Origin of the sequence: Mucilaginibacter sp. OK098, from assembly GCF_900142915.1 — a bacterium.
Taxonomy (GTDB): Bacteria; Bacteroidota; Bacteroidia; order Sphingobacteriales; family Sphingobacteriaceae; genus Mucilaginibacter.
Map to the genome: position 1 here is coordinate 48,251 of NZ_FRCM01000006.1, position 25,981 is coordinate 74,231.

17 protein-coding genes are annotated in these 25,981 nt (G+C 40.8%); 2 read left to right on the plus strand and 15 right to left on the minus strand.

Translation table 11 applies throughout. The annotated features are described in order from the left end of the window. The 5 genes from BUE31_RS19975 to BUE31_RS19995 form a co-directional block, all read right to left on the minus strand. Positions 1–2,193, minus strand: coding sequence for a hypothetical protein (locus tag BUE31_RS19975; RefSeq protein ID WP_073405613.1), 2,193 nt, complete (start codon positions 2,191–2,193; stop codon positions 1–3). 18 nt (positions 2,194–2,211) lie between these two features. After that, positions 2,212–2,739 carry an LptE family protein gene (locus BUE31_RS19980; protein ID WP_073405614.1) on the minus strand — a complete coding sequence of 176 codons (528 nt, stop codon included), beginning with the start codon at positions 2,737–2,739 and terminating at the stop codon, positions 2,212–2,214. Positions 2,740–2,743: 4 nt separating this feature from the next. Further along, on the minus strand, positions 2,744–3,991 hold the full coding sequence (locus BUE31_RS19985; RefSeq protein ID WP_073405615.1) for a sigma-54 interaction domain-containing protein: 1,248 nt from the start codon (positions 3,989–3,991) through the stop codon (positions 2,744–2,746). A gap of 96 nt (positions 3,992–4,087) precedes the next feature. Continuing rightward, positions 4,088–4,456, minus strand: a complete 369-nt coding sequence (locus tag BUE31_RS19990) for a four helix bundle protein (RefSeq protein ID WP_073405616.1) — start codon at positions 4,454–4,456, stop codon at positions 4,088–4,090. Between the two features lie 52 nt (positions 4,457–4,508). Further along, the gene (locus tag BUE31_RS19995; RefSeq protein ID WP_073405617.1) at positions 4,509–6,035 is read right to left on the minus strand and encodes a MiaB/RimO family radical SAM methylthiotransferase; all 1,527 of its coding nucleotides are present in this window, start codon (positions 6,033–6,035) and stop codon (positions 4,509–4,511) included. A gap of 472 nt (positions 6,036–6,507) precedes the next feature. Between BUE31_RS19995 and BUE31_RS20000 the strand changes: the two genes are divergently transcribed. Both BUE31_RS20000 and BUE31_RS20005 read left to right on the plus strand, forming a co-directional pair. After that, a complete protein-coding gene (locus BUE31_RS20000) occupies positions 6,508–8,325 on the plus strand; it encodes a hypothetical protein (protein WP_073405618.1) in 1,818 nt (605 codons plus the stop codon). Between the two features lie 129 nt (positions 8,326–8,454). Then, positions 8,455–9,153, plus strand: a complete 699-nt coding sequence (locus BUE31_RS20005; protein WP_073405619.1) for a head GIN domain-containing protein — start codon at positions 8,455–8,457, stop codon at positions 9,151–9,153. Positions 9,154–9,455: 302 nt separating this feature from the next. Here the strand turns inward: BUE31_RS20005 and sprA are convergent, their stop codons facing one another. From sprA to BUE31_RS20055, 10 genes are all read right to left on the minus strand, one after another. Then, on the minus strand, positions 9,456–16,502 hold the full coding sequence (sprA, locus tag BUE31_RS20010) for a T9SS outer membrane translocon Sov/SprA (RefSeq protein ID WP_083620144.1): 7,047 nt from the start codon (positions 16,500–16,502) through the stop codon (positions 9,456–9,458). Between the two features lie 23 nt (positions 16,503–16,525). Then, complete coding sequence (gene ruvA / locus BUE31_RS20015; protein ID WP_073405620.1) at positions 16,526–17,110, minus strand: Holliday junction branch migration protein RuvA; 585 nt, start codon at positions 17,108–17,110, stop codon at positions 16,526–16,528. A 247-nt stretch (positions 17,111–17,357) separates the two neighbouring features. Beyond that, positions 17,358–19,649: an NADP-dependent malic enzyme gene (locus BUE31_RS20020; protein WP_073405621.1), complete on the minus strand. Its 2,292-nt coding sequence runs from the start codon at positions 19,647–19,649 to the stop codon at positions 17,358–17,360. A gap of 167 nt (positions 19,650–19,816) precedes the next feature. Further along, positions 19,817–20,206 (minus strand): VOC family protein, encoded by a 390-nt coding sequence (locus tag BUE31_RS20025; protein WP_143167195.1) that lies wholly within the window; start codon positions 20,204–20,206, stop codon positions 19,817–19,819. A gap of 83 nt (positions 20,207–20,289) precedes the next feature. Next, entirely contained in the window at positions 20,290–20,757 is a 468-nt protein-coding gene (locus BUE31_RS20030) for a hypothetical protein (protein WP_073405623.1), read from the minus strand. A gap of 146 nt (positions 20,758–20,903) precedes the next feature. Continuing rightward, positions 20,904–22,307 (minus strand): lytic transglycosylase domain-containing protein, encoded by a 1,404-nt coding sequence (locus BUE31_RS20035; protein ID WP_073405624.1) that lies wholly within the window; start codon positions 22,305–22,307, stop codon positions 20,904–20,906. Positions 22,308–22,364: 57 nt separating this feature from the next. After that, entirely contained in the window at positions 22,365–23,789 is a 1,425-nt protein-coding gene (gene gatA / locus BUE31_RS20040) for an Asp-tRNA(Asn)/Glu-tRNA(Gln) amidotransferase subunit GatA (RefSeq protein ID WP_073405625.1), read from the minus strand. A gap of 110 nt (positions 23,790–23,899) precedes the next feature. Beyond that, complete coding sequence (gene tatA / locus BUE31_RS20045) at positions 23,900–24,097, minus strand: twin-arginine translocase TatA/TatE family subunit (RefSeq protein ID WP_073405626.1); 198 nt, start codon at positions 24,095–24,097, stop codon at positions 23,900–23,902. Positions 24,098–24,128: 31 nt separating this feature from the next. Continuing rightward, complete coding sequence (locus BUE31_RS30580) at positions 24,129–24,608, minus strand: Sec-independent protein translocase subunit TatA/TatB (RefSeq protein WP_083620146.1); 480 nt, start codon at positions 24,606–24,608, stop codon at positions 24,129–24,131. Between the two features lie 56 nt (positions 24,609–24,664). Continuing rightward, positions 24,665–25,972, minus strand: coding sequence for a murein hydrolase activator EnvC family protein (locus BUE31_RS20055; protein WP_073405627.1), 1,308 nt, complete (start codon positions 25,970–25,972; stop codon positions 24,665–24,667). Positions 25,973–25,981 lie beyond the last annotated feature (9 nt).

Sequence of the window (25,981 nt, forward strand, 5' to 3'; positions counted from 1 at the left end):
TTAATTGGTTTTCTTTTCTAACTGTTCAATCTTTGTGGCAAAGTAACGGCTTTTTTCCGGAAATTTCAACATCAATTTTTTGTATGATGCTATTGCCTTGTGATATAGCATCTGATCTGAATAAATAGCTGCCAATGTTTCGGATACCAGTTCATCCCTGTCTTCCGAGCTTTTTTTGGCTTTGTTTTCATTATCCAGTTTATCGCTGCTTTGCGGCCTTATCTGGGGCTCTTCCTGTATAAAACGCTCAATAATAACCTGCTCTTTACTATTTTTCAGATCAAATTCAAAAGGGGTATGCGGCGGAGGTACGCTTTTATCAAGCTCTTCAACCGAAGTGATATGAAAAATATTCTCATAATATTGCTGCTGTAATTCATCAGTATTCGGTTTTGACCTGGTATTTGTATTTACAGCATTTTCTTTTTCCGATGCAATATATGGCTGATAAACTCCGGAATGTTCCTTCCGTGTTTTATCAAGCCACCACAAAAAGCTGTAAGGCAACTTTTCGTCGTTGTATTTTGATACATCCTGCTGTTCTGCTTCGCCGTCCTGCTCATTTACAGGCTCCGGAGCTGATTGTGCCGCCTCACTTACCGGTTCCGGTTCTTTATGCTCGCCAAAAGCGCGGTCAAATACAAAATAGTCAGTTGCAGCTATATTGTTTATAATATCCGGCTCAATATCAATATTTCCTGTAAACTCATCAAAGGTTTCCTCTTCAATGTTATGGGTATTTGTTTCAGCTTTAATCTCAGGTTCATGAGCAATTTCTTCATGCTTATGTTCCGGCACTGCTGCTTCAGTATTATTGTTACTTTCAGGAGTAAAATAATTCACCTGTTCTTCTTCATGCCTATGTTCCTGTACAGGTGCTTCAATTACAACATTTTCAACCGGGGTTTCAGGATAAGTTGCAATTGGGGTTTCGGGCGCTGCCTCTTCATGGGTGGCCGAAGCAGTTTCATGAGCAGTTGCTTCTGCCGGGATACCATCTGTAACCTCTGCATCGGGCGGCATTCTATGTCCCATTCCAAATGCATAGTTTACAATAGGTTCTGCATAAGGAACATCTTTTACTATTTCGTCCTTTATTTCAGCAGCCCAGCCTTCATGCTTTTCTTCTGCTATGTTACTTGCTTCCCCCACATTTTCATATGTTTCTTCCGCAGGGCTTGGATCATGATGTACAAAAGGAATATGACTTGCAATTTCATCTTTTATTTCAGCAGCCCAACCCTCAGGTTTTTCTTCAACAGCATTACTTACTTCGTTTAAAGGTTCATGTGTTTCTTCCGCAGGGTTTGCGTCATGATGTACAAAAGGAATATGACTTGCAATTTCATCTTTTATTTCAGCAGCCCAACCCTCAGGTTTTTCTTCAACAGCATTACTTACTTCGTTTAAAGGTTCATGTGTTTCTTCCACAGGGTTTGCCTCATGATGCACAAAAGGAACATGTTCTGCAATTTCATCTTTTATTTCAGTAAGCCAGCCTTCGGGCTTTTCTTCTGATACATTGCTTACTTCCTGTATATTTTCATGCACTTCTTCCACAGGGCTTGTATCATGATGCATAAACGGAACATGTTCTGCAATTGCATCTTTTATTTCAGCAAGCCGGCTTTCTCGTGTTTCTTCTACAGGAGGTGGAGCCGGGTGTTCATCTGTCAAATGATTTTCAACCTGCTCTTCAACCGGGGTATGGTTTAAAATTTCTGAACCGGTTTCTGCTACATGAAGTTCATCAGTTGTGGGTTGGGCAAATTGGTGGTCGGCAGCAGGTTGCTGATCCGTATCATAAGCCGCCACTTCATTTACTGTTTCAACCGGGGTATTATCGCTGAAATAGTTTTCTCCACTATCCGCATCAGTGGTTTGATGCTGATGAACTGCATAGTTTGCAGACTGGATATTATTTTGAACTATTATTTTTTCATCAGACACGCCTATAAATGATGAAGGGGCATTGATAAGCTTATACAGCGATTTTGAATTGAAATAAGCAGATGCCCGTCTTAAATTCTTTTCATCGCTTGAATGTGCAAGCAATGCCTGTAAAATACCACTCTGCGGAAAATCATTAACCAGTCGTTGTAAATTATAATTATACAAATGCGCATCATTAGCCGGATTAGCTAACAATGTCCATAAAAATTCGTTCTGACTATTATTATAATTTTGATCCACGTTGTTGAAAGCTACGAATTAATCCCAATTTGCAAACGCTTTGTTAAAAATATCTTCAGTTAGCTGCTTATTAATATCCGCAATAAGCGACTGTTCTACAGGGGCAATAGCACCTTTAAAGTCTTTATATTTTGTAAATGGTTGTTCAAAACTAAGCTTTTTATCGGCATCATACACATATTTTACGTTAACCGTAATAGTTAAGCGGGTTTGATCGGCCAAAGGCTGTGTTGTATTGTTTGTAGCCTGTATTGATACCGGCGCTATATTATAATCAGTAATTGTGCCAGACATTACCGCATCAGCAGTCTCGCCGGTTACAATACTTAATCTTGTTGTATTCCTTATCCGGTCTTTCAATGCTTCGGTAAATTGCTGGCTTAAGTTGTTTACAACTAACTGAGCAGTATTTTCAAAAAAATCAACCCTTATGGTTTTCATGTTTGGCGGAATTGAAGCTCCGTTTAAACTCAGCTTATAAGTACATGACTGTAAAACCCAAATTAAACCAATAAGTGTTATTGCTAACCCCTTAACTCTTCTCATTTAATTATAAATTTAATTCTTTTATTTTTCTGTACAAAGTTCTTTCTGAAATTCCAAGCTCGTTTGCTGCCAGCTTGCGCTTGCCTTTATGCTTCTTCAATGCCTTCCTTATCAGGTCCGATTCTTTATCTATCAGTGAAAGTGATTCTTCCACCTCTTCGGCATCCTGGGTTATATTATAAGGGTTAGCATTATTGCCGCTGTTATTATTGCTATTAACGGGTTGCTGCAAAGTAAATTGCGCTTCGGGAGCATTTGGCAATTCAATATCCCTGTATAGCTGATTTATGGTTTGTGAATGATTGGCATGATTGATAGAGATGCCGCCATGTTCAATAATATCGGCAACCAATTTCTTTAATTCAACCATGTCGCGCTTCATATCAAACAACACTTTGTATAAAATATCACGCTCAGAAAAATCTTCCTTTGGCTGGTTCTCAACACGCATTGGCAGGTTTCTGCCGCCCATTTCAAGCGGAATGTAGGTAAGCAATGTTTGCGCAGTAATAATGCGGTCGCGTTCAAGCACTGCTAATTGTTCGGCCATGTTTTTTAACTGGCGCACGTTGCCAGGCCACGAATAATTGATCAGCACCTGCTGTGCTTCTTCGTCAAGCTGGATAGGCGGTGTGCGGTACTTATCAGTAAAATCAGAAGTAAACTTCCTGAATAACAAATAAACATCCTCTTTTCTATCTCTTAAAGGTGGGATCCTTAGCGGAACAGTATTTAAACGATAATAAAGATCTTCCCTGAATTTGCCATTTTTAACGGCATCGTAAACGTCAACATTGGTAGCTGCTATTACGCGCACGTTTGTTTTCTCTACTTTTGATGAACCTACTTTTATATATTGGCCTGATTCCAGTACCCTTAATAAGCGGGCCTGTGTGCCCAACGGCATTTCGGCAATTTCATCTAAAAATATGGTGCCGCCGTTAACGGTTTCAAAGTAACCTTTACGCTCACCTACGGCACCTGTATATGCACCTTTTTCGTGACCGAACAATTCTGAATCAATAGTCCCTTCTGGTATAGCGCCGCAGTTCACTGCAATAAATGGCCCATGCTTACGCGGGCTCATCTGGTGAATAATGTGCGAAAACACTTCCTTACCACTCCCGCTTTCGCCGGTTATTAATACCGATATATCAGTAGGCGCAACCTGGTTGGCTATATTTATGGCTCTGTTTAATAGTGGCGAGTTGCCAATAATCCCAAAGCGTTGTTTAATTTCTTGAATTTCCATGTTGTTAAGATTCAAGAATCAAGAAGTCAAGATTCAAGAAGAAAATAAGATAAACATTCTAACTTCCAGATTCAAACTTCCAAATTCTATTTCCCTCTATTCGCCACCGTTCAAAATACGCCCTCTGAAAGAGAATATCATTTTCTGAACTTCAGCAACGAGTTCTAAACATTCCTTTAATTTTTTTTCAGAACCATAGGCTCTGCGTTCATATATTAATGATTGAGTTTCAACTTCAAATAATGATGTTAAAGATGTTGTTAAAAACTCTGCAAAATGAACATTTGTCCTTTTACCAGATCCTTCAGCAATATTTGAAGGAATAGAACAAGAACATCTGTTAAGTTGATCAATTAAGTTATACCGCTCTTCTACAGGTAACCCTTTGCAATAATCATAAGTAAGATCTGTAAGATCCATGGCTTTTTGCCAAATTTTCAAGTTCTTAAAATTATGCTTAAACATATTTTCTTAACTCTTTTTTCTCTCTTGATTCTTGACTTCTTGATTCTTGACTCTAAATTACTTTACCTATCAAAGTAGCCGTTGTGCACTTATCAATAAGTACATTTACATATTCTCCCGGTTTGTAATTTTTTCCTACAGGGAAAACCACTACCGTATTTTGATCGCTCCTCCCGGAATAATCATTGTTCGATTTTTTTGAAAAACCTTCTATCAGTACCTTTTGTGTGGTGCCTACCAGTTTTTTCAAACGCTCGTGCGAGTGTTCCTGCTGTTTGGCTACCACTTCCTGTAAGCGGCGTTTTTTTTCAGTTTCAGGAATATCATCTGCATAACGCTTGGCCGCTAAAGTGCCGGGCCTTTCTGAATACATGAACATATAGGCGAAATAAAATTTAACATGATCCATCATGCTTAATGTATCCTGGTGCTCTTCTTCTGTTTCGGTGCAAAAACCGGTTATCATATCGGTTGATATGGCACACTCCGGTATAATGCGGTTTATTGCTGCTACCCTGTCCATATACCACTCCCGGGTATAGGTACGGTTCATTAACTTAAGCACCCGGCTGTTGCCCGATTGGATTGGCAGATGAATGTAATTGCAAATGTTATCGTACTTCGCAATGGTATACAATACATCGTCTGTAATATCCTTAGGATGCGAGGTTGAAAAGCGTACACGCAATTCCGGACTTATCAGCGCCACCATCTCCAAAAGGTTGGCAAAAGTAACATCACCTTCTTCAACCGTGTGGTTATACATCACACTCAAATCCTCGCCCGAAGCAAGCACCTTATCCAGCAGATCCATCCCCAAAACAGGTTTCTCACTTTCGGACTTTCCGACTTCCTGACTTCCGGACTTCCATTTGTACGAATCCACATTTTGCCCCAGCAAAGTAACCTCACGGTAACCTCTATTGAACAGATCGGTACATTCGGCTATTATAGATTGGGGATCGCGACTGCGCTCGCGGCCACGGGTAAATGGCACCACGCAGAATGAGCACATATTATCGCAACCACGCATAATAGATACAAAGGCGTTAATGCCATTGCTGTTTAAACGCACCGGGCTTATATCAGCATAAGTCTCCTCGCGCGATAATAGCACGTTCACCGCCTTTTGACCACCACCAACCTGCTCAATCAAATTTGGCAGATCACGGTATGCATCAGGACCAACAACTACGTCAACCAGTTTTTCTTCTTCTAAAAATTTCGACTTTAAACGTTCAGCCATACAGCCAAGCACGCCGACTACCAAACCAGGGTTTTTAACCTTGGCAATAGTAAAATCTCTTAAGCGGTTGCGTACGCGTTGTTCAGCATTCTCACGGATAGAGCAGGTATTTATAAAAATAACGTCGGCAGTAGTATAATCAGATGTGGTTTCAAATCCCTTTTCCGATAAAATAGAAGCTACTATCTCGCTATCAGAGAAATTCATAGCGCAGCCATAACTTTCAATATATAATTTGCGGCCGTTATTATTGCCTTTAGCGGGTTCTAACAACAAAGCCTCACCTTGTCTGCTTTCATCATGCGCTTTATCCGGAACAAGCAAATCCATCATCATTATAAAAATTAGTCTGCAAAAATACATAAAATTTAAACATAGCGTGACAGATTGGCAGTTATTTTAGTTGATTAAGTTTAATCGCAGTTAAAGTCCTATCTCATAAGTCATAGTTTAAATCCCTCTTGCGGCGAGTGATAAAAAAAGAAGATTTAAATACAAACAATTATGCAGTGAGGGTGAAAGTAATAACCCCGATAAAAAAAGCGTTCTCATACAAGATCCTGGTAATTAAAAAACAGTACCAGCTGTACTCTTTTTTAGCTTTTTACATAGTGGATTGCCGGATGGCTTAAAGCCGGGTGTTGGTTTGAAAAAAAACCGGGAACAAAGTTAACAGCACTGTTACAAAAGTTAGTAATTTGCCCGATAAATTCAATAAATTTAAAGAAGACCGTAAAGCGAGAAAACGGGCCTGCGGGGCCAAAAAAGATTCTCTTGAAAAAATAAAGCAAAATAATGGTAATTAATGGCGTTTAAATATTTAAAGCATAAGTGGCAAAAAATAAGCCTTGCTATTGTATTGATTTTTACTTTACTTATCATAATAGCCTCTTTGCTTATCAACAGCTATTGGTCGCCGATATTAGAGGGAAAAGTTAAAGATATAGTTACAACCAGCAGCGATAGCCTTTACACGGTTGATTTTTCCTCGGCCGAGCTGCATGTGTTACGGGGTTCCATTGTAATTTTTAATATTACACTAAAACCTGACACGGCTGTTTACAACTTTAAAATGAAGCAGCATCTTGCGCCAAATAACTTGGTTGAGCTGCACATAAAAAAGCTGGTTTTATCAAATATTCATCCCTTTGGCCTGTATTTCAGGCATAGACTTAACATTGGGCGGATCATTTTATACAATCCCGAACTAAAAGTAAGCTACCAGCTTAATCATACCCGCGATACCGTTTTAAAAGATAACCGCACCGCCTGGCAAAAGATATCAAAGAGCCTTGATTACATACACATTGGCGACGTATTAATGGGCAATGTTAAGTTCATGTATAAAGATTACTCCGGCAACAAATTAGTAATATCCCAGCTTAAAGAAATGAACCTGAGCGCTCATGACCTGCTGATAGACTCAGCTACACAAACGGACAGGTCACGATTGCTTTATTGTAAAGACATAACAGCCGAACTGAATAATTATACAGGTAAAACCTCAAGCGGGTTATATTCTTATAATGTCAAGTCGCTTAAACTATCAACGTCAAAATCGCAACTGAATGTTCTTGATTTAACTTTAAAACCGGCTGATACAAGCGTATTTTTCTCAAAAAGCCACCGGGACCGCTTTACGCTCCGCCTTGATTCTGCCCAGCTTAATCATTTCGACTTTTTAAATTATCATAAATACAGAGCATTAACAGCTTCAAATCTGGTATTAAGCAATGGCTCGTTCCAGATATTTGCCAATCCAAATCATTCAAAAATTATAAAAGATAAAATAAGGAGTTTCCCCAATGCCGCCATTGACAGCATCAGCGCGGATATAAGGATAGACACAGTATTGTTCCGGCGGATGCGCGTTGTATATAACGAGTACAATTCAAAATCAAACCAAACAGGCACATTGGTATTTAACAACACAAGTGGGAGCGCTTTAAACTTTACCAATAATAAAGCAGCCCTGCAAAAAAACAATATCAGCACCATAAAGCTCAGCACCTATTTCATGTACCGGGGCAAGCTTACCACCACTTTTAATTTTAATTTAACCGATAAGGATAATGCCTTTAGCTATAAGGGCAGCCTTGGCCCAATGAACCTGCAGGTTCTTAACCAGGCCGTAATGCCATTGGCTATGGTTAAAGTTAATTCGGGTACACTTAAGGAGTTTAGCTTTGATATCACCGCTAACCGAAATTCATCAAAAGGGAAAGTTATGATGCTATATAACGATGTAAAGGTGTCGTTACTAAAGGCTGACACCACTAACGATAACCTAAAGAAGAAAATGATAGCCTCTTTGTTTGCCAATATCTTTATTCTAAAACACAATAACCCGGATAATGCAGGCGAACAACCACGGGTAGCCTATGTTAACTATTCGCGCACGCCTGAAACAGCATTTTTTAAATCGGTTTGGCAAACATTGCTAAGCGGCATAAAACCATCTGTTGGCCTGGATAAAAAAACACAGCAGGCGGTTACCACTATGCAGGACCAGCAGAAGCAAAATAAAAAGGACCGTATGCTAAGAAAAGAGCTAAGGCAACAACGACGGGCCGAACGTAAATTAAAAAAGGAACTAAAAAAGAAAACAGAGGCTGGCCCTTAGCCGTTAGGTTCTAAATTTATTATGTCATCTCTTTGGGGGCGTTCTATGCGTTTCTGATTTTTATTGTGTTTCAGTGCAACGTTTGGCAAGACAATTGCATCTTATTAATAAAGTAATGAACTAACAACTATGAAAAGAATAACCTACATCATTTTTGCAGCTGTGTTGACAGTTGCAACTACATTAAGAGCATCGGCCCAATCGGAAGGGACACGCCAGGTTTCAGGATTTACCAGCATTGGCTCAGCCGGCCCGTTTGATGTGCATGTAAAAATAAACGGTACTGAAAGTTTAAAAATTGAAGCATCACCAGATGCTATAAAAGAAATTGAAACAAATGTTGAGGATGGCGGATTGCAAATAAAATTCAAACACCGTGGCAATCATGAGAATTATGGCAAGATCGATATTTACGTTACTGCAAAATCGTTATCCGGCCTTGTTAATGCAGGTTCAGGTTCTATTAACGTTGAAGGTACTGTTAGCGGCAATAAAGTTAGTATTGCATTAAGCGGCTCAGGCAGCATTTCTACACCAGTTAAAGCAGGTGATTTTCACTCAGTACTAAGCGGATCAGGATCAATTTCACTCAGCGGCAGTGCAGATGTAACGCAAGTTATCATCAGCGGATCCGGAGGTCTTGACGGAAGGCATTTTAAAACCAATACCGCTTCAGTTACTTTAACAGGGTCGGGCAATGCTCACTTTGGCGTTGATAAAACCATCTCGGCGCGTATCGTTGGTTCTGGCAATGTGGTTTATTCAGGCAACGCAACAATTACTGATAGCCACACATTAGGTTCAGGCCGGTTGAGCAAGGAAAACTAAGGAGAGTAAAGCGAAAAGCTGAAAGCTGAAAGCAAAAAGGTTTTTCGCTTTGGTCTTTATGCTCTTTTCTTAAAATGCACTTAATAATTTATAATATATATTCTTCAAGCTGCTTTAACGGGCAGCTTTTTTGTTGGATAATTTCCGGTGCAAATTGCAAATGTTTTGAACCATGATTTACCTGATTTTAGGATTACCTGATTAAAAAATCAAGCCAATCTTCTAATCAGGCAAACGACAACGCCCTCTTGAATGCACTTAAAAAACAAACAATACGTGAAAAATCATGGTTCAGGCAATTATTATTGTAGCAACAACTTTAAATTAATGCCAAAATTGGTAAATGCGGTGTTAAATGTTTGCGAGGTATAAGGGCGTGTTATGTTTGAATCATAAAACACATTCAAGTTAAACCGTTGGTTTATTACATAATCAATTGATGGGCGTACGGTTATATTTTGCGCACCTGATGATATTTCGGCAGCAGTTACATCTGCGCGGTATATCAATGTTTTATTGTCCTGTAGTGAAAAATCAATCTTAAAATTCACATCATTATCCTGCTTGCCACTCATCAAACCAAAAGGGAACCTGAAATTTTTTGCATGATAGCCCCAGCCAAATACCAATATGCTTTCGTTCTGCTGTGCAAGCTGGCTATTCAATAAGCTAAGGCTTAACGACCGGCTGCTGCGATACTCAAAATTAGCCGTCATGTTGTTTTTAAAACGGGCAGACATGCCGATCAATGGCACAAACTGTTCAAAAATTGTAACCTGCGAAAATTGGTAATAAGGCAAAAAGTCGTTATTGGCATCTCTTGAACTTACAGCCCCGTTAGCGGCCTGGTATTGTAACAGCGTGGTAAAGCCTGATACACTATAAGTTGACCGGTAACCATGTGTTACATCAAAAGAATCAAACCACTCCATAAATAACGGCACGTGGCTTAAGCCGTTATACGTTATCTGCCAGTTTGGAATTGGGATATTGGGAAATTGTCCAAGTCCTGATTTTCCCGCGTCCTTACCTGAATAAGCAGCCAGGAATGCCGGCACCAACACATTTTGCGAATTCTGGCTATAACCATCACTAAAGCCGCCCACCGGCGAACCTGTAGAGTTAGGATTTTGCTTTCCTAACCTTTGCGAAATAATAGCCCTGTCATCCAAAAATTTCTGGAAGGTTGGTGAAGTATTATCAATTCCCTTTGATTTTGAAAATGCGGTTGCCAGTGTTAAATAGGATATAGTGTAGTCGCCGGTTGTAGTTGGGCTAAGGTTTTGGATATTGTTTGACCCATCAACAGACTTAAAGGATGTTTGATAGGTATGATCCTGCGTTTTAAAGGCTTGCAGTTCTATCCGCAGGTATTTAACAGGCTCAAAAGTGCCTTTTAAGTGTAAGTCCTCATTCAGCGTTTTTACATAAAGCTGATTTTGGAGCGTATCCGTACTTATCCAGCCATTGGCAATCGCTTTTTGCCGCAGGTCAGCCTGGCTACCCAATAAAAATCCTATTCCTGGTGCACCGTAGTTTAAATCCTCACCCGCAAAATTAGATTGTGGCAGGTAACCCGGTATAAATGTACCTTCTGTACGGGTATATGTACCACTAATATTTTTAACGCTGGTTAACAGGCCAACAAAGAATTTGGACAGCGAGTTTGTATTATCAGGTCCCAATGCCCTTTTTATAAATTTAAACTTGTTGTAAAACTGGTCGAAATTCAAGGTTGGATTAAGCTGGATGGTGCGTGCGTTCTGAATGCTGTTACCTACATCATACTGCGGGTCATTTATAGCAAAAAGCGGTTGGGTTTGCCAATGAAAATTTGTGCTGTAGTGGGCAATCATGCTTGTCCAGTCCATACCAGGAATTTTGGCAAGCGGTACGGTATAATTAAAGTTTATGGTATGGTTATAATTTGTTGTACGCCCAAGCCGTTTTAAGTTTTCCCACAGCGTATCAACTTTTAAGCCGTTAACACGGCCGGTTGGCTCATCCACTGTTGAAAGGTTGGTGGCGTCAATATCCATTGTAAGAGATTTCGACAAGTTCCAGCCTATGCCATAAACCCTTGTAATGTTGAACGTTTTATTAAATGTAGTAGGTATAGGTATGTAATTATTTGGATCATTGTTCCTTAACGTATTTTCTGAATAAAAACGATTAAAGCTAATGCTGAAATTTAACCGCGAGGGCAACAAGCTGAAATTAATATCGCGAAGCAGTGCCAGCGTGTTGTTTTTAATGATCTTGCTGAGCGGACTATAATATTTAGGCTGGGTAGTATAATTATAATCCAGCTCGGCTTTATAGGTTTTCTCCAGGTCATTTTGTGTAGTAAAGTCGTGATGCTCATATGTTGAATAAGAATAAGTAGCATTCAGGTTTGAAACGTCCCATGGATGTTTTTTTGCTTTCGGATTAGTTTGGGCAATATGCACATTGGTAAAGCTGATACTTTTGCGCATGGTATAGTCTTCGGCAGCATTTTTTATTGAATCGCGTTTTTTAGCGTCGCTGGTTGCATTTAGGGTTTGCTTTAAAGTGATATCGGGTGATGCAGGGTCATATTCAGGCGTACTTACCTGCGATGATACATTTACATATGCCGGGATATGTACACCGCTTTTATCAGGAAAGAACTTACCAAGTTCAACGTTGGCAGCCACGTCATATACCTGGTTATCATACAGGCTGCGATCGGCCAGCCTTGAATCAAGTGCACCAAAACCTACAGTGGTCTTACTGCCTGATACCGTTATATCTGCAAAATCAGCAAGCTTGGCATTAACCCTGGCGGTTGCGGCCCATCCTCCTTTTTGGTCAAAGTCGGTAAGGCGTAATTCATCAAACCAAAGGGTCCCATCCTTATTAAGGCCATCGTCATTACTGGTGTTTGATGCAGGTTTTAAAGGGTTGCGCACACCCAGCATTACGGCTGTAAGCCGGCTCAGATCGGGCTGGCCTACAATAGTGATTTTGTTTTTACCGTCAGTTACGGTGAAAGGCAATGTTAGCGGCCATGGCTTACCCAGGTATCTGGCGTTATTACGGGCAAGCTTTGCGGTAGTTAGTAATGAAAGCTGCAAATCAAGCTCATTAACATCGGGCCATATAGAAGTAGGCGCCGAGGTGCCGGGCTGAGTTACCTTTAACGGTATTTCATATTCGTAATAGTTATCTACATAATCAACCCCCAGTCGTATAAATGCGCTAAGGTCATTATCTTTTAGCTGCGTGCCCTCGGCATGTATAAACATTTGTAATGCTTTATACTTGCGCAGATCATTATTAAACAAACGGAAGGCTGCACGTGAGTAACCATCACGCAGATCAGTCACTTTTAATGATAATGATTGCTCATTTAGCTTGGTATTGGCCTGTATGTTATTATAATCAACCTGGCGGGTTATGCCCGGCGGAACAACATAAGGAATTGGCTGACGATTACCGTTCGCTTCAATATTTACAGTTTCAACATCTAATACAGAATTATCAAGCGGCGGGTTGATTATTGAAGGGTCAGCTATTACATTGTTAGGATTATTCTCTGTATTAAAAGCACGCCACTCACCGCGCACCAACTGCATCGATGCAAAACGCAATATAGCGGTATCGGCAAAATTAGTCATGAACATGCGGATGTAGCGGATGGATTTAAAATCCTGGATGCCGCCAACGGCCTGTTGGTATGAATTTATTGGTACCCTGAACTGGTACCAGGTAACGTTCGCCGGAGTGCCGTTTGCCAGCTTAACAGTTGAAGTAACCTTATCACTAACAAAGTTTTTACCAACAACCAGATCTGCCGGGCGCATGGATACCTTATACTGAAAGTATTCATCATCCTGGTCCATATTATTGTCATGGTTAATGTCTTCCCCATCAGGCAGGGATGTTGATGCCGATGTTTGCAGGCCAAGTAAAGCCTGTGACTGCTCAGCTGTTGGGGAGTTACCGTCTGTGCCGTTATACCTGCTGTAACGTTTCAGGATCCCCGCACCGGTTTTATCCAGATCCGGTCCCTGGTAATACTGGTAATCATCCGATGACGGATCTGCTGCAAAATTATTAGCCGCCTGCGCACTAACTGCACCCTTAACCTGCTGTACAACTCCGGAGAATTTTTTCTGCTCATCGGCATCGTTCAATCCGTCCAAACCAACATCCTGTAATTTACGCGAAGCGGGATTATTATCAAAAGCATTTACAACCGGCTGTAGTTTTGATACCCTCCCCCAGTTAGTTTCATCGGTGTTACTATAGTTGCCATCAACAGGCAAACCATTTTCCAGGCTTTTTCTTCCGTCCTTTAATATATCTTCAGAAATATTACCAAGGTTAAAATACAGGTCGCCACCCGCTGAATTAGGTTTATAGATGTAAGGATCCATCACCCAAAACTCAATGTACTGTACGTTTAACGATTCAAAATCATTTGCGTTTATGCCCCTCATTATACCACCCCAGCGCGATTGAGGGTTTTTCAGGCTTCCGTCGGTATTAAGCCCTGTTATTGAAAAGTTATATGGCCCCCTTACGGTTGGATAAAATGCAAGATCTAAAGTTGCAATATTTAATGGCTGGCCCGTAGGTGACTGCTTGAACGGATACACTTCGTTTTGAAGGATTTGCCTTACATAGTGGTTTGACAGTTCGTTTCTGCTAACCGGGATAGTACTGCCTGTATAAAAAACAGGGTCGATATTGTAGAAGGCCAGCCTGGCACGGTTGTAACCATAGCTTAGATCATTAAATGCCTGCGACTCGGGAAACAGTTGCGGCGTACCCGAAATTTGCCAGCTATTCGCACTTTTAACATCAATTACCGATTGACTATTCTCAAAATCGTCAAGATATGCTGTTCCGTTCTTTGAGCCGGCAAAATTCAGTATTGAAGGGCTGCCGGGTAACAATTGTGCAAATTCACCATTAAAGCTTATTGATGACGGGGCTTTGGTATGTATAAACGGTATTTTATCAACCAAACGGGTTAATAACCTTGAATTAGCGTTATAGTTTACATCAAACCCATAAATGGTATTGGATATTGACTCTTCGCCAATAATTTCATTTTGGGTAATAGGCTGCTCGGTTAAATGCATTATGGTTGCCCCTATTGCCAGGTTATCATTAACCTTGTAGTCAAACCTTGAGCCAAACAATGATTTTTGCTGTACGCCAAACAATTCATTATTCTCCACCTTTACCGTTATGGGCTGGCCCGATGATAGCAATGCGGTATTTAATATCCTGATGCGGCCCGCGCTGTAATCAATGGTATAATCGGTGCCTTCCACAAGTTTTAGCGTTCCGGCATTTACCACTACAGATCCCTGCGGTATGTTAACCGCATTCAACTGGTATTCAGATCCTGATGTTGCCGTGTAAGTACCCTTTATTAAATACCGGTTTAACTGCGGGAAAAATTGTTGTGCTATGGTTTTAGTTGAATCATATAATTGCTGGTAAACATATCGTTTAGCAAGATCCGACTCTGCCGCGGTAAATTGTTTGGCAAGGTCTGACCCAAAAGGTTCCAACTTAGGGAATATGATCTTCCCGTTTTGCGAATCGATCGTTATTCCTTCTAAAAAGTCAAAATAACCATCGGGCTGTTTATTTTGCTGCTGATCAAGATTATCCAAATCGGTTAGCTGCAGCCAGAGCTTGCTCTTGGTATTCTGCCCCTCTTCCATTATGGTTTTCTCGATCCCCGATTTGTCGTCCAGCCGGGTCACCGTCAGCTTAAAGTCTTTAGGGCTAACCTGGAAAGAGTTTAATGAATAAATATTTTTCATCATTAACTTCCAGGTCGGCAGGCTGGTTTTTAACAGTTGGTTTTTAAGCAGCTTTACATATAAAACTTTGGGGTTGTTTGGATCAACCGGAACATCGCTTGAAAACTCACCCACCTGGTATTGCACGCCATTAACGGTATACTGGTAGGCTACCGCTAAAACTTCATCATTATTCAACGGGTAATTTAGCGAGATATAACCCAGTTGCGAATGCAGTGTAAACTCCTTAGCCGTTAATTTACGTGCATAAGTAAGCTTGCTGTAGTTATCAGAACCGCCTGTACTTTGAAAGTAACTGCCAATGGTATTCTGAGGGTCGTTAGTTAAACGTGTTGATGCAGGCAAATTTGCAAGCAATGTATTTGACTGCTGCGGAAAACCCGGCCCTTTAAAACCGGCGGGATAACCTGAATAAGCCGGGCCACCATGTACAAGTGTTTTATTATATGGGCTGTTTTCGCCCAGGTCCATAAGTGCCAGTACATCTCTTGAATCTGTTGTATTGTTTGTTCTGTTGGTTGTCCAAACCTCAATTTTTGTAATATTTATGTTTGAGGAGATGATAGGAATATTTGCAAGCGCTTTGTTGTAGTTATTACGGAAAAACTGTGCTAAAAAGTAATGCCGGTTAGCTTCGTAATCAGCAGGTGTAAATTTAAACTGGCCCTGTTGCGCCCCATTTGTTATGGTGATTGTTTTTGATTGCGACCGCTGCTGTGAAAAGATGGTTGTAACATCAAGCTTGCCAAATTTCAATTTCGTTTTTACCCCAAACAAAGCCTGGCTACCCGTAATAAGCGTGGTATTTAATGGCATGCTTACGGTACCGGCTTCAATTTTTTGAATGATCTCGTCGGGCTTACCGGTATAATCCAGCTTTATCTGGTTTTCAAACTGAAACTGGGCATCGGTATTATAATTGGTGGTGATCTTTAATTTATCACCAATGCTTCCGGTTACATTCAGCTGGATCTTCTGATCGAAATTGAAATTGAACTGGGTACGCTGCTTCGTATTAAAAAGCGGGTTTTCATTTTTATTTATTTGACCTGACATGATTGCCTCGGCAGATCCCTGCGGCTTTATGTCGATGGTCGATCCTCCGAAGATCTGGTCAAACGTTTGGCTCCTGAGCCTTATGGGTGGAATAAAACCAGGCTGCTGTGACGCATAAGCATAGTTATCGGCGAGTTTCTTGAAATAATTCCGCTGATTTTCCTTCTCTAAATAATGCAGATATTCATCAAAAGTGAGGTATTGTGGGGGTCTGTATAATAAGTTCCCGACGCGTTCGTACATTACATACCTGTTGGTCACCACATCATATTCAAAAGTACGCACAAGGTTTATTGGGTCGTAAAGAAGGGCGCCTTCGCGTAAACGGTAGTTTTTTGACTCGTTTATTTTAGCCGGGATCTGAACTTTAACTGAATCTTTTTTTGTACCTGCTGCCTGCTGGGCAAAAGCATTGCCTATCCCGCAAAATGCAGAAATAAATGATACAATTACAGCAACTCTCCAGGTAAAAAATCTAATCAAGGCCCAAGTAATAATTTACGTAATTATAAAGCTTTTAGTGCAGATTTAATCAACTGTTCAACAGTTAAATCATTATTATTTTTGCTTATTTCATTGTCAATAACCTTCTCAGCAGCATTACGGGCAAAACCCAGCATAACCAGGGCCGATAACGCTTCTTCCCTTACTGTTTTATTTAGCGGCACTGTACTTAGTGTATCAGAACCTTCTTTACGTAGTTTGTCCTGAAGCTCTAATATAACCCGCTGTGCTGATTTAGGCCCGATACCTTTTATGCGCTGGATTAATGCGACATTGCCTGAAATTATTGCGTTTTGAATTTCTTCGGGCGTAATTGACGACAGCATCATCCGGCCTGTATTTGGCCCTATGCCTGATATGGAGATCAGGTGAAGGAATAAACGGCGCTCGCCTTCATCAATAAAACCATACAAAGTGTGGGCATCTTCTTTTACATGCAGCCAGGTAAAAAGCTTACAGCGTTCAGCGCTCCCAATTTTTGAATAGGTATTTAATGATATATTGATATGATATCCCACGCCGCCCACATCAATCACCACAAAAGCAGCGCTTTTAAAAGCTAATTTCCCATCAATATAAGCGTACATAATTTATCAATTTGGGGGTATAAGGTTAAGGGTGAAGGTAAAGGGTTTTTATGGTTTTTTAAAAAAAATCTTATCCTCAATTTATATGAGGGGGATTTCGGAGGTAAAAGGTTAAAGGCGAAGGGTTAAAGGTTTTTACAATAATGCGGAAGTCGAAATGCCGATTGCGGAATTAAGTAAGACTTACGAAGTTTTGAAAACTTCGTAAATCTGCTCTAACCTTTTGCCTTTCACCTTCTTCTATAATTTATTTTTTGTTTTTGATTTCTTCATCACCTTTTTCCTGGGCGTCAACTACCGCTATGGTTATCATGTTCACTATTTCGCGTACAGAGCTTCCCAATTGTAATACATGCACAGGCTTTTTTAGTCCCAATAAGATTGGACCTACAGCTTCAGCGCCTCCAATTTCCTGTAACAGCTTATAGGCTATATTACCCGATTCAAGGTTTGGAAAAATCAGCGTGTTGGCCGGTTTGCCTTGCAATGTAGAAAAAGGGAAGTTGTCGGCAAGCAGATCGGCGTTTAGCGCAAAATTGGCCTGCATATCACCATCAATTATCATAGCAGGATACTTTTCATGCAAAATGCGAACAGCTTCCATCGTTTTTTCAGGGATAGGGCCCTGGTTTGATCCGAAGTTTGAGTACGAAAGGATAGCAACCCTTGGGTCGATATTGAATTTTCTTACCGAACGTTCAATAAGCACGGTAATATCTACCAGGTCCTGTATAGATGGATTTACGTTAACTGTAGTATCACCAAAAAATACGGGGCCCTTTTTAGTGATCATCATATACATACCGGCTACCCGGCTAACACCGTCACCGGTACCTATAATTTGCAGTGCCGGTTTTATAGTGGTTACATAATCCTTGGTCAGGCCCGATATTAAAGCATCGGCCTCCCCAAATTGTACCATACAGGCGCCATAATAGTTACGATCATGCATCAGTTTCTTCGACTCATAAACCGAAACACCTTTTCGCTGGCGCTTGCTGTATAAGTATGCCGCATACTCATCCATACGCTCGCAATTTTCCTGCGGATCAATAATATGAACATCACCAAGCTCAATATCATTCTCCTTCATTATTTGTCGGATCCTGGCTACATTTCCCAGCAAAATTGGAGTGGCAATGCCTTCTTCTTTAACAATCTGGGCTGCTCTTAAAATTTTATAAGTATCAGCTTCGGCAAAAACTATCCGTTTAGGGTTTGATTTGGCTTTATTGGTAAGGTTACGCAACAGCTTATCATTAATACCTATGCGCGACCTTAACTCTTCAGTGTAAGCATCCCAATCCGTTATTGCCTGCCGGGCTACTCCTGATTCCACAGCCGCCCTTGCAACTGCCGATGAAACTTCAGTGATCAACCGTGGATCCATCGGTTTTGGAATGATATAATCCCTGCCGAACTTTAAGTTTTTTGTATTGTAGGCCAGGTTAACAGCCTCCGGGATTGGTTTTTTTGCCATCCCGGCTATTGCCATAACCGCGGCAATTTTCATTTCTTCATTAATAGCCGTTGCCCTAACATCTAGCGCACCCCTAAAAATATACGGGAAGCCCAAAACGTTGTTTACCTGGTTCGGAAAATCAGACCGGCCGGTAGCCATTATGATATCCTTGCGCGAATTTATGGCAAGGTCATAAGCAATTTCAGGATTGGGGTTAGCCATTGCAAAAACAATGGGATTCTTTGCCATTGCTTTCAGCATATCGGGCGTAACAATATTACCTGCTGATAAACCAACAAAAACGTCCGCCCCTTTCATTGCTTCGGTAAGAGTTTTCACATCCTTGCGCGTTGTGGCAAATTCCATCTGGATCCCACCAAGATCGGAACGTTCAGGAGTTATCAACCCATTAATGTCAAACATCACCAGGTTTTCTCTTTTTACACCAAGTGCCAGGTACATTTTTGAGCAGGATACCGCAGCGGCACCCGCCCCGTTAACCACCATTTTTATTTTATCCAGCTTTTTCCCCTGGATCTCACAGGCATTTATTAGCGCCGCGCCCGATATAATTGCTGTACCATGCTGGTCGTCATGCATTACCGGGATCTTCATTTCGGCCTTTAACCTGCGTTCAATTTCAAAACAGGTTGGGGCCGAGATATCTTCCAGGTTGATGCCGCCAAAAGTAGGTTCAAGCGCTTTTACAATGTTTACAAATTCATCAACAGTTTTGGCATTTACCTCCAGGTCAAAAACATCAATATCAGCATAAATTTTAAACAGCAGGCCCTTACCTTCCATAACGGGCTTGCTTGCCTCAGGGCCAATATTCCCTAAACCAAGTACAGCGGTGCCATTGGTTATCACTCCAACCAGGTTGCCTTTGGCTGTATATTTATAAACATCCTCAACATTATCTGCAATACGCAAACATGGCTCTGCAACGCCCGGCGAGTAAGCCATACTTAAATCGCGCTGCGAATTGGTTGGTTTGGTAGGTACTACCTGTATTTTTCCGGGGCGTCCTTTTGAATGGTAATTTAGCGCGTCCTGGTTACGGGTGGGTTTGTTCATCTTGTCAGTTACTGATACCGCAAAATTAAGGATAAAGCTGAAAGGACGAAGATTAATTTCGAATTTCGGATGTTTGATTTCGGATTTAAGAAATGCGGAAGTCGGAATTTGGATTGCGGAATGATTGTCTGAATCAGAATTTATGAATTCGCAGAATGGGAAATCGCTTATGCTTTAGGCCGGCCAAAAAACAAAACATAGCCATCAGCATCCGTTACTTCAAATCCGCGCAGCCCATCGCTATCGTCCCTAATGGCTTGGCGAAATATTATACCGCTTGAACTGAATTCTTCAAATAAGGTGTCGGGTTCTTCAGTAGAAATGTACGCATCCCATCGGGCCCATTCATGCCGGGTATGATTGGGAATGGGTTTTATGTCATCAGCAATTGCCTTTAGCATAATGGAAACGGGGCCGCGGCCTACCATAGCCCAATATGGACCATCGTCAGGACCAGTATACCATACTTCAAACCCTAGTTTATTTACATAAAATGATACCGAATCTTTCAAATTCGAAACAATAAAAAAAGGCGAAATGAAGTTAAGCTTTGACATTGTTTTACGTTTTGATGATAAGGTAGCGGCCTTTTCATATAGGCGACTCAAAATTAAGAAAAAGGCGTTAAACGCTTGTTTTTTTATTTATCAAGAAAATTATAACAAGGGCCTATACCATGACTATCAAAATAATATTCATCTTCATTACCATTATCTATTTGGCATCGAACGTATTCAAATTTGAACTTATTTTGAAACTCAGTAGTCCATATTCGTAAATGGTCGATACTTGCCTTATAATCACTAAAATCCAGGTCTTTAAAGTCAAAAAACAATAACAATTCGATTTCTCCATTATAAACACCCAAATTTGCAAATACGTCGGGGATAGCAATCCCAAACATATTTAACTCATTTAAAGAAACAACAAAATCAATATGGACTTCGCTTTTAAACACGTTGATTATATCTTCATGTGTTGTAAATTCAACATCTTCAGGTTCATTGAAATATACATCTCTAAATTTCACAAGCAAGGCTTCCAATAACGAGTGTAAATCTACAATTGAGGATTTTCCGTCGAATATTATGTCTATTGCTGTTATCATATAATTTAATCCATAAGCTGCCGCATCCTTAATTGTGGCCCACTAACCAGCCTTTGAAATCAAAAAAGGCGCCCTGCTCTCACAAAACACCCTTAAATATATTCCTTTAAATCCGAAATCGAACATTCGAAATCCGCAATCTCCCCCTATCCTTTAGTGATCTTGATCATCATACCAGGCTGCAGGCGGCCTTTTTTCAGGCCGTTCAATTCTCTGATCTTTTCAGCCGAAGCTTCAAATTTCGATGCTATCCCGCTAAGCGTATCGCCCCTTTTAACTTTATAAGTTATATAATTATGGCTGCTTACTTTAGCCGGTTTTTCTTCCGGTTCATCGGCAGATTCTTTTACTTTCAGCCTTCTTCCAACTTCGGCTTTATTGTTGTGTAAATGGTTCCAGGCTTTAAGATCCTGCACCTCTATACCATAATTATCAGCAATGTCTCTTAATGTTTCACCCCGTCGTACTTTATGGTATGACGGCGTTTTTTCTTCTTTGTTTTCGTGGTAAGCAGCGTAAACCATTGGTTGAGGAGTAGCTGCAGGTAAATTTGTATTATTCAATGCTTCGTATAATGCAGCATACTGCGCTTTATCTATCTGCGGAATTATCATGCGGCGTGGCCTATTGGCTGTACCGTTAATTATCTGCCTTTTATAGGAAGGGTTCAAAATAGTCAGCTGGCCAAGGTCAAGCTTCAATGATTGTGAAACTGTGCTTAAGGGCAGGTATTTGTTTACTAAAATAGTATCCGTTTTTAATGCAAATTTGCAGGCCTGGGGGATGATATTATGCTTATCATAAAAATTCATCAGGTAAGCCACGGCAATAAATGCAGGCACATAGCCCCTGGTTTCGTTAGGCAGATACTGGCGGATTGACCAAAAATCAGTGGCGCCGCCTGCTTTTTCAATGGCGCGTTCCACATTGCTTTTACCACAATTGTATGATGCTATGGCCAAAAGCCAGTCGCCAAATTCCTGGTAGGCATCTTTTAAATAAGCCGCCGCTGCATAGCTGGCCTGGATAGGGTCGCGGCGCTCATCTACATAATCATCCATATTTAAGCCATAAAGCTTTGCGGTAGTAAACATAAACTGCCACGGCCCTGTTGCCCCTACTCTTGATACCGCATAAGGATCGAGCTTTGATTCAACAATGGATAAATATTTTATTTCATCAGGGATCCCCGCATCGTGAAAAGCCTTTTCATAAATAGGGAAGTAGTATTTTGTTAAACCCAGTACATGCCCCATTTCATCACGGTTATGCATGTATATGTCTATGTAGCTTTGTACATACTCGTTATAATCAAGCGGAATATCCTTCTTTATGGAATCTAAACGATGTTTGTAAATGCCGCTTTGGCTGGTTAATGGAGCGGGTTGGTTAACAACCGGAACTATAATAGTATCTGCGCGGTCTTTTTGAAAGTCATCATTAAGCTTTGAGTTTTGCCGAATAGCTGCTGAAACAGGAGAAAAATGAGGGGCAGCATTAATGATTTGTAATGACAGTAAGCAGATGATCAGCGTAAGTGTTCTCTTCATTCTTTAGGGTTTAACTTAGCGAATGCTACCAGGATATTTTACTAATATATTAATTTTCTATAGTTCAAGGAAGTATTTGGAAAAATTTAACAATTCCTGTTCGTCAAAATGTTTGGTTATCAATTGCAACCCTAACGGTAATCCTTTACTATTATTGCCTGCAGGTAATGAAATAGCAGGTGCGCCCGTTAATGATGCCTGTACGGTAAAAATATCAGAAAGATATGTTACAACCGGGTCTTTTTCCAATTTCCCAATTGCGAAAGCAGGCTCAGGAGCCGTGGGGATCAATATAAAATCATATTCCTGCAAAATAGCATCTGTTTTTTCTCTTATCAACCTGCGTACTTTTTGTGCTTTAGAAAAGTAGGCATCGTAATACCCTGCGCTCAGTACAAACGTACCCAGCATAATGCGGCGTTTAACTTCTTTGCCAAACCCTTCGGAGCGGGATCTTTTATAGGTTGATGCCAGATCAGTTGCGGCAGGGCTGCGATAGCCGTAATGAACACCATCATACCTGGATAAATTTGATGATGCTTCGGCCATTGCCAATATATAATAGGCGGGCACCATATAATCAAGGTAATCAAACGCTATTGGCTTAACCGTATGGCCTTCGGCACGTAATTTATCAATATAATTTACAAGCGTATTTTTAATCTCAGCATCAACACCGGGGCTTGACAGCGCTTCTTGCAGGTAAGCTATCTTTTTTACACCCGGCGCTTTAATTTCTTTACTGAACGATGGAACGGCAGTGCTTGATAAAGTGCCGTCATACTCATCATTACCGGCCATAACTTCCAATAAAAGCGCTGCATCCTCTACCGACCTGGTGATGGGACCAACCTGGTCAAACGACGAAGCATAAGCAATTATACCATGCCTTGAAATGCGTCCATAAGTTGGCTTTAAACCTACCAGTCCGCAAAACGCAGCCGGCTGCCTTACAGAGCCACCGGTATCGGTACCTATTGCAGCGTGGCACATATTTGCCTGAACCGCCACCGCCGAGCCACCTGATGACCCGCCTGAAACCCTGGTTTCGTCAGCGTGGTTTTTTACCGGGCCGAAATACGAATTCTCATTAGCCGCGCCCATGCCAAACTCATCGCAATTGCAGCGTCCAATTATCACCGCATCTTCGGCCAATAAGCGCTCAACTATAGTTGATGAGTAAACAGAAGTAAAATCTTTTAAAATTTTTGAGGAGGCCGTTACTTTATGCCCTTTGTAGCAGATGTTGTCCTTTATGGCAATAACCATACCGGCCAGCTTGCCGGCAGTACCTTGCCCAATACGGGCATCAATTTCTATTGCTCTGGTAAGCGCTTCATTTTCAAATACTTCATTAAAAGCATTTAAATGCGAATTTGCTGTAATGTTAGCTATGTAGCCTTGTACCAGTTTTTCGACCGTAATTTTTCCAATTGCAATCTCGCTCTTTATCTCGCCTAACGAGGTATAAGATTTAGTCATGGGCCTAAAATAAAAAACTTATCCGTTGAATGTATAAATAATCAACAGATAAGTTCATATTATAAAACATTGATATAGCCAGTGCCGGATCTGCCGGACCGTTTTACAACTTAAACTTTTGGTTTTTCTTCGGTATTGCTTGTTGAACCTGAAGTTGTTGTAGTTGTGCCTTCGCCGTTTTGTGCATCCTTAAATTCTTTCATGCCTTTGCCTAAACCTTTCATTAGTTCAGGAATTTTTTTACCGCCAAACAGTATTAAAATTGCAATGATGATCAGAATAATTTCTGGTGCGCCTAATCCACCCATGATTTTTTATGTTTAATTATGATTAATATTCTTATTTCGTGTTCTTTGTAATTTCAGGTGTTTCGTGCTCTGAAACTTCTGAATGTGTTACCGGCTCATGTTTTGTAAAATCGATAGTATGCTTTTCAGCAACAGTTTCAGTAGCTACCTCTTTATGCTCTTCAGCTACAGGGCTATCACTTGTTGTAAGGTGACTATCATTTACCGGTATGGTATTTTCAACAGGTGTAAAACCTTCGGGATAAGAAGGGAGTTCTTTTTGAGCAGCTTCATGCTCCGCAGCCTGTTCATTTAGTTTGGTTTCTTCTCTCTTTTCCTCGTAGCTATTTATCTGGTTGTTTATTTCGCGTTTAACCCCTTCAGAGGCATCTTTAAAGTCACGGATTCCCTTCCCAAGGCCACGCGCAATTTCGGGTAGCTTTTCGCCGCCAAAAAGCAACAGGGCAACAAATACTATAAGGACCATTTCTGATGAACCAATGTTCAAAAATCCCAATACTAAGCTATGCATACGGATTATTAATTAAGCCTACAAATATAGGTAATTTAAAATTTATAAAGTCCAAACTAATTTGGTGCGAGCCAAATTTTAGGATTAACTGCGGTAATTCCCTTATATAACGAAAAACTTACAATAGCCTCACCTGTTGATGAATCAGTAGCAACCGTGCCTATAACCTGTTTGGTGCTTACTTTTTGCCCGGCCCTAACACTTACTGATTTAAGGTTGGAGTATGCAGTAAAATACTCACCATGCTTTATTACTACCAGGTAGGTTCCGCTTACGTCTTTAACATTTGACACCTCGCCCTGGAACACCGCCCTTACCGAAGCACCGGGATTTGTTTTAATATCCCAGCCAAGGCTTTCATTTTTTATCCGGGTTTCATCGTAATAAATTCCGAAACCCTGCTTAACGCTTCCGTTTGTAACCGGCCAAGGCAGCGCTCCCCTGTTATCTAAAAAGTCGCTCGATAATTTAGCAGCCTCAGGAGTTGCATTTAAAACCTCGCTGGTGCTTGAGTTTTTAGTTATCGTTCTTACCTTAGGTACTACCGCCACATCCTTGTTCTCGGCTTTAGCTTTTGCAGCAGCGGCAGCAGCAGCCCGTGCAGCGGCTCTTGCTTCTTCTTCGGCCTTGCGCCTTGCTTCTTCAATCTCCCTCCGAATGGTAGCTGCAATTTCCTTATTTTTCTTAGCTATTTTCTTTTGAATATCCTGCTGTTGCTGCTTTAACAGCCCCTCATGCTGTGAAAGATCGGCTACAACCTGTACCTGTGCATTTTTTTCAGCACCCAGGGTCTTCTTTTCCTTTTCCTGGTCTACAAGCAGGTTGTTTTTTTCTTTTTTATTCTTATCAAGCTCATTTATCTTAACATGCAGCTCGGTTTGTGTTTCCTGGATGTAGCCTGCCTGGCGTTCCCTGTATGTCCCTATTTGCTGTAAATATTTTAAACGTTTATATGCCTGGTTAAAGTCTTTAGCTGCAAAAATAAACATCAGCTTATTATAGGCGCTTTGGTTTCGATAAGTGAACAGCACCATTGCTGCATATTCCTTTTTAAGCTGATCAAGCTGTGATTGTAAATTATGTACGAAATTATTGCTCTCCGAGATCTGGTTATCCAGGTTTCTTACCTCGGAGTTTATATTGCTGATCTTTTGTTCGCGGATGCTGATCTGCTGCTTTAATAAGGTAAGCTGCTTTAAAGTAGTTTTTTTATTGTTTGCCGTTTCCTGGTATTCATGGTTAAGCTGTTCCAATTGTTGTGTTAATGCTTCACGCTGGCGTTTTAATTCAGCGCTGCTTTGTGCATGTACGCTAAATGCTGCAAAAACTAAAACCAAAAAGAATACTGCTTTAAAAAATCTCATTTACTTTTA